Annotated in this window: 5 protein-coding genes and 2 pseudogenes; 6 read left to right on the forward strand and 1 reads right to left on the reverse strand. The window is 68.5% G+C overall.

Translation table 11 applies throughout. From position 1 onward, the window contains the following. Positions 1 to 111: 111 nt before the first annotated feature. Positions 112 to 190: pseudogene (locus Q0379_RS20155) on the reverse strand (hypothetical protein); the annotation flags it as partial. A 108-nt stretch (positions 191 to 298) separates the two neighbouring features. On the opposite strand from Q0379_RS20155, the gene Q0379_RS20160 reads away from it, so the two are divergent. The 6 genes and pseudogenes from Q0379_RS20160 to Q0379_RS20185 all read left to right on the forward strand — a co-directional run. Next, a complete protein-coding gene (locus tag Q0379_RS20160; protein WP_299015923.1) occupies positions 299 to 1765 on the forward strand; it encodes a M28 family peptidase in 1467 nt (488 codons plus the stop codon). 169 nt (positions 1766 to 1934) lie between these two features. Continuing rightward, on the forward strand, positions 1935 to 2894 hold the full coding sequence (locus Q0379_RS20165; RefSeq protein WP_299015926.1) for a D-alanine--D-alanine ligase: 960 nt from the start codon (positions 1935 to 1937) through the stop codon (positions 2892 to 2894). Then, positions 2863 to 3771, forward strand: coding sequence for a cell division protein FtsQ (gene ftsQ / locus Q0379_RS20170; protein ID WP_299015929.1), 909 nt, complete (start codon positions 2863 to 2865; stop codon positions 3769 to 3771). Before Q0379_RS20165 ends, ftsQ begins: the two co-directional genes overlap by 32 nt. 30 nt (positions 3772 to 3801) lie before the next feature. Then, positions 3802 to 5127, forward strand: coding sequence for a cell division protein FtsA (ftsA, locus tag Q0379_RS20175; protein ID WP_099538556.1), 1326 nt, complete (start codon positions 3802 to 3804; stop codon positions 5125 to 5127). A 273-nt stretch (positions 5128 to 5400) separates the two neighbouring features. After that, a complete protein-coding gene (locus tag Q0379_RS20180) occupies positions 5401 to 5466 on the forward strand; it encodes a hypothetical protein (RefSeq protein WP_024265820.1) in 66 nt (21 codons plus the stop codon). A gap of 34 nt (positions 5467 to 5500) precedes the next feature. Further along, positions 5501 to 5957: pseudogene (locus Q0379_RS20185) on the forward strand (cell division protein FtsZ); the annotation flags it as partial.

The following is a 5957-nucleotide window of genomic DNA, read 5'->3' on the forward strand; positions in this document are numbered from 1 at the left end:
GCCCGCCGGGGGCCTCTTTCGGAAGCGGGTTAAGACCCCGCGCGTCGAAGGCTCATCGGATAACGACCGCGCGGAGCGTCTAGGCTTCGTCGAAACGGTAATCACTCCTCACACTCCGGACGAACGTCCGGGCGCTCCGCATCCCCTTCCGAACCTTCAGCGAGCGATCGCGTGAAGCGGCGAAGACGCGCGCCTGCCCACTTCCTGGCCAAGGCGCCGCTTTCGCAACCTTCACGCCATTGCTGACTCCCCGCAGCGCGAGCGGGTGCTATGACTCCGGCCTCATTGGGGAGAATCCTTGCTCATGTACCGTCGCTTACTGGCCGCCTCGGCCGTTTTCGCCCTCCTGTCGGGCGCCGCCCACGCTCAAACCGCCGCCCAGAAGCAGGGGATCAAGGACTATTTCGCGGCGGATGGCGCCAAGTCCGTTGGCTATGTCGCCACCGCCGAAGCCCTGCGGGACAAGGCGCTGCTGGACCGCACCGCGTGGGACATCACCGAGGATCTGACGACCTCCATCGGCCCGCGCCTGGTCGGCTCGCCGGCCATGGAGCGCGCCAAGGACTGGGGCGTCGCGAAGTTCAAGGCCCTGGGCTTCACCAACATCAAGGTCGAGGAATTCGCCAAGCCGTCCTGGACGCGCGGCGAGGAGAGCGCCCAGCTGGTCGCGCCCTATCCGATGAAGCTGGATATTGTCGGCCTCGGCCGCACCGTGCCGACCCCGCCCGCCGGGATCGAGGCCGAGGTCGCCCTGTTCCGCACCTACGCCGAGATGATCGCCGCCCCCGAGGGCGCGCTGAAGGGCAAGATCGCCGTCATCACCCAGCCGATGGTCCGCGCGCAAGACGGTTCGGGCTATGGCGTGGCGGGCATCTCCCGCCGCTCGGGCCCGACCGAGGCCGCCAAGCGCGGCGCCGTCGCCCTGCTGATCCGTTCGGTCTCGACCTCGGACTCCACCGTGCCGCACACCGGCGTCACCGGCTTTGGCGAGGGCGTGGTCACCATCCCCGCCGCCGCGATCGGCGTGCCCGAGGCCGAGCAGCTGGAGCGCCTTTCCAAGAAAGGCCCGCTGCGCATCAAGCTGAAGCTGGCCTCGACCTCCGATCCCAACGACGTGGCCTGGAACATCTCGGGCGAGATCAAGGGCTCGGAAAAGCCCGACGAGGTGATCGTCATCGGCGGTCACCTGGATAGCTGGGACGTTGGCACCGGCGCGCTGGACGACGCCACCGGCATCGGCATCACCACGGCCGCCGCCAAGCTGATCGGCGACCTGCCCAAGCATCCCAAGCGCACCATCCGCGTCGTGATGTGGGGCTCGGAGGAAAGCGGCGGCTCGTCCGACGCCTATATCGCCGCGCATAAGGACGAGGTGTCCAAGATCGTCCTGGCCGGCGAGAGCGACAGCGGCGCCGACCGCATCTACGCGCTGAACCTGCCCGCCGGCGCTCTTGGTCATCCGCTGGCGACGACCGCCGCCAACGTGCTGGCGCCGCTGAAGATCTATGTGAGCCGTCAGCCCGCCACGCATGGCGGCGCCGACATCGCGGGCCTGGAGCAGGCCGGGGTCCCGTCCTTCGCGCTGGAGCAGGACGCCAGCCGCTACTTCGACTACCATCACACCGCCGACGACACCCTGAACAAGGTCGATCCGCTGCAACTGGCCCAGAACGTCGCCGCCTGGACCAGCCTGATCTACCTGGTCGCCGACAGCGACATCGACTTCCGCGCGCTGAAGTCTGCGGGCGCGGCGGCGACGCACTAAGCGTCCACAACTTGGCTCTCCCTTCCCCCTTTGATGGGGGAAGGGCAGGGATGGGGGTGTTGGCACGGCCTGTCCGCCTCTCTAGGAAGGGCGGTAAGGCGTCCGATGCGGCGCGATCACCCCCACCCAACCCTCCCCCATCGAGGGGGAGGGCTTCTTAGAGCGCCCCATGACCGACCAGCCCCTCTCCGGCCGCCACATCGCCGTCCTGCTGGGCGGGCCCTCGTCGGAACGCAAGGTAAGCCTGGTCTCGGGCGCCGCGTGCGCCGACGCGCTGGAGCGGCTGGGCGCCAAGGTCACGCGGATCGACGCGGGGCCCGACATCGCCCAGGTGCTGACGGCGGCCAAGCCGGATCTCGTCTTCAACGCCTTGCACGGCGAATGGGGCGAGGACGGCTGCGTCCAGGGCGTGCTGGAAACCCTGAAGCTGCCCTACACCCACTCCGGCGTCCTGGCCTCGGCCCTCGCCATGGACAAGGCCAAGGCCAAGGCGGTGCTGGCGGCGGCCGGCGTCATCGTGCCCGGCGGCGGCCTGTTCAACCGCCACGACGTGGCCCGCGACCACGTCCTGCCGCCGCCCTACGTGGTCAAGCCGAACGCCGAGGGCTCGTCGGTCGGCGTCTTTATCGTCAAGGAAGGCGCCAACCGTCCGCCGGAAGAACTCGCCTCGCCAAGCTGGACTTACGGCGAGGAGGTGATGGTCGAGCCCTATGTGCGGGGCCTCGAACTGGCCGTCGCGGTGATGGGTGAGGCGAATGGTCCCAGAGCCCTCGCGGTTACCGATATTCGTGCATCCACAGGTTTTTATGACTACGAGGCCAAGTACTCGGAGGGCGGCTCGATCCACGTCCTGCCGGCCCCAATCCCTGATGGCGTAAGGGATCGCGCGATGCGGATGGCCGAATTGGCCCACTCCGCTCTTGGTTGTCGAAGTGTGACTCGGTCCGACCTCCGTTATGACGACATTAACGACATTCTGGTCCTTCTAGAGGTCAATACGCAGCCCGGCATGACTCCGACCTCGCTCGCTCCCGAGCAGGCCGCCCACGTCGGGATTCCGTTTGATCAGTTGGTTCTATGGATCGTGGAGGACGCTTATGCCCGCCGTAACGCGGGGGGGACCGCCTAAGCCTAGGCGACCCCGGGCCGAAGCGCCCGCAAGTCCGAGCAAGGGTCGGGCCGCGCCGCGAGGCGCGCAGCCGGCCGCCAAGCTACACGCCGCCAAGGGCGTGGGCCTCTCGCCCACGGTCGCCCTGAGCGTCGCGGGCGCGGCTCTGGGTCTCGGACTGGTGGTGATGTTGGCCACAGGACACCGCGCCGAGCGTATCGGCGCGTCGATGGCCCGTGGCGTCGACGGCGCGTTCGCCTCGGCGGGGTTCAAGCTGAAGACGGTCCACATCCGCGGGGCGTCTTCGACCGCCCAGGCCGACATCCTGAAGGCCTCGGGCCTCTACCTCGACCAGCCGACGCTGGGCATGGACCTGGCCGGCGTGCGTCAGCGGGTGCAGGGCGTGGGCTGGGTCAAGGACGTGCAGGTGGTGCGGATGCTGCCCGACACCGTGCTGATCTCCGTCCAGGAGCGGCCGGCGCTGGCGGTCTGGCAGAACCAAGGCCGGATGAAGGTGATCGACGCCGAGGGGCGGGTGATCAACGAGGCCGACCCCGCGCGCTTCCCCCAGCTGCCGCTGGTGGTGGGGCAGGGCGCCGACCAGGCCGCGGGCCTGATCCTGCCGGCCGTGGCCTCGCGTCCGCGTCTTAGGGATCGGCTCGAGGCGATGGTGCGGGTGGACGACCGCCGCTGGGATCTTCGGCTGAAGGACGGATCGCTGATCCAGCTTCCGGCCATTGACGAAGAATCCGCGCTGATTCAATTAGATCAGCTCGACCAGCGGCAGAGAATCCTCGACATGGGTTTCGCGCGGATCGATTTGCGCGACCCCGAAATGGTGGCTGTGAGACCTCGTGACGCCGCGCTGCCTGGGCAGCCCGCGGCGAACGGGGCGTAATGTGGTTGATGGGCTGAGGTGACGATAGCGATGTCGCGAATGGAGGACCGGAAACAGGCTCGCGAGGGCCTGAAGGCGACGCTTGTGCGCCAGCCCGCCATCGCGGCCGTCGACCTGGGCGCGTCCAAGGTGACGTGCTTCATCATGAAGCCCGACGGCATCCATCGCGAGAACCGCACCCTGACGACCTCGGGCGTCGGCTATGTCCAGTCGCGCGGCGTGCGCGGCGGCGCGATCGTCAATCTCGACGAGGCCGCCCAGGCCATCGCCCAGGCCGTGGAGCGCGCCGAAACCGTGGCCGGCGTCAACGTCCAGGGCGTCAGCGTCTGCACGGCCGGCGGCCAGCTGGCCAGCCATCGCGTCCACGCCCAGGTCTCGCTGGGCGCCCGTCCGATCTCGGACGGCGACCTGTCGCGCGCCATCGCCTCGGCCCTGGCCCAGGTTCGCATTCCTGGCCGCAAGCCGATCCACCTCTTGCCGATCGCCTGGTCGGTCGACGGCCAGCGCGGCATCCGCGACCCGCGCGCCATGTTCGGCCGCTCGCTGGGCCTGGAGCTGCTGGTCGTCTCGGTCAACGAGAACATCTTCCACACCCTGGCCCACTGCGTCGAACGCGCTCACCTGTCCTTCGAGGGCATCGTCGCCGCGCCGTTCGCCTCGGCCCTGGCGGCCCTGGAAGAGGACGAGATGGACCTCGGCGCCGTCTGCATCGACATGGGCGGCGGCTCGACCTCGGTGGCCGTGTTCAACAACGGCGCGCTCTGCCACGTCGACAGTCTGGCCGTCGGCGGCGGGCACGTCACGCAAGACATCGCCCGCGGGCTGCAGACCTCGGTGGTCGGCGCCGAGCGCATCAAGACCCTGCACGGCAGCGCCATCGCTTCGGCCAACGAGGACCGCGAGATGATCGAGGCCCCGCCGCGCGGCGACGATCCGGGCGCGGGTCCGGTGATCGCGCCGCGCTCCCTGCTGAAGGGCATCATTCAACCGCGCGTCGAGGAGACGCTGGAGCTGCTGCGCGAGCGCCTGAAGGCCTCCGGCGCGCCGGTCGAGCCGGGCGCGGGCATCGTCCTGACGGGCGGCGCCAGCCAGCTGGCCGGCGTGCGGGAAGTGGCCGTGCGCGTGTTCGATCGTCCGGTGCGCCTGGGCCGTCCGCGTCGCGTGCCGCATCTGGCCGACGCCGCCTCGGGCCCCGCCTTCTGCGCCGCCGCGGGCACCCTGCATCGCACGGCCTTTGGTCCGCGCGAAGCCGTCTCGTCGAAGGCCCTGGCCGGCGGCGTCGCCCGCAAGCGTCCTCTGGATCCGAACGCCAGCCCCATTTCGCGCGCCGCCGCCTGGCTGCGCGACAACCTCTAGGTCGAGGCGGTTTCGGCCTTCAAACCTTAAGCGTGATTAACTCTACTGTTTAACTTTAAAGGCCCCTCCGAGCACCTCGGGCGGGCCTTTTTTGCTGCTCAAAGCGTGGCTATTCGCCAGAATAGAGACTCAGCGGCGTTCGGTCGCAGATGTCTGTGGACGCCGCCAGGGCCCTTGGTTCGCTTGGGTTTTCTGTTGATAGACCACAATTTATCCCAAGGCCGCGCTCGACCGGACCCCGACTCAGATTATGCAGTTAACTGCCGATTAACGATGGTGGTTGTTCTGTTAACACGATCGTCGAGGCATCCCCGGCGATTGGGTGTCGCCGAGGTCTAATTTGACGATTTCGGCGTAAGGACGCGAGGGTCCCATGGCTATTTCACTTTCCGCGCCGCGTACGACCGAGCTGAAGCCGCGCATCGTGGTCTTTGGTGTTGGCGGCGCTGGCGGCAACGCCGTGAACAACATGATCGAGGCGGGCCTCGAGGGTGTCGAGTTCGTGGTGGCCAACACCGACGCGCAGCAGCTGCAGTTCGCCAAGACCGATCGGCGGATCCAGCTGGGCGTGCAAGTGACGCAAGGCCTGGGCGCCGGGGCGCACCCGGAAGTGGGCATGAGCGCCGCGGAAGAGTCCTTCCCGGAAATCGGCGAGCACCTCGACGGCGCGCACATGGTGTTCATCACCGCCGGCATGGGCGGCGGCACCGGCACCGGCGCGGCCCCGATCATCGCCAAGTGCGCTCGCGAGCGCGGCATCCTGACCGTCGGCGTCGTGACCAAGCCCTTCCACTTCGAAGGCCGTCACCGCATGCGCCTGGCCGACAGCG

Source organism: uncultured Caulobacter sp. (assembly GCF_937900395.1).
Taxonomy (GTDB): Bacteria; Pseudomonadota; Alphaproteobacteria; order Caulobacterales; family Caulobacteraceae; genus Caulobacter.

What these genes read in the sequence shown, in the direction of transcription:
- Q0379_RS20165 (WP_299015926.1), top strand. Translation starts at nt 1,935, where the DNA reads ATGACCGACCAGCCCCTCTCCGGCCGCCACATCGCCGTCCTGCTGGGC.
- ftsQ (WP_299015929.1), top strand. Translation starts at nt 2,863, where the DNA reads ATGCCCGCCGTAACGCGGGGGGGACCGCCTAAGCCTAGGCGACCCCGG.
- ftsA (WP_099538556.1), top strand. Translation starts at nt 3,802, where the DNA reads ATGTCGCGAATGGAGGACCGGAAACAGGCTCGCGAGGGCCTGAAGGCG.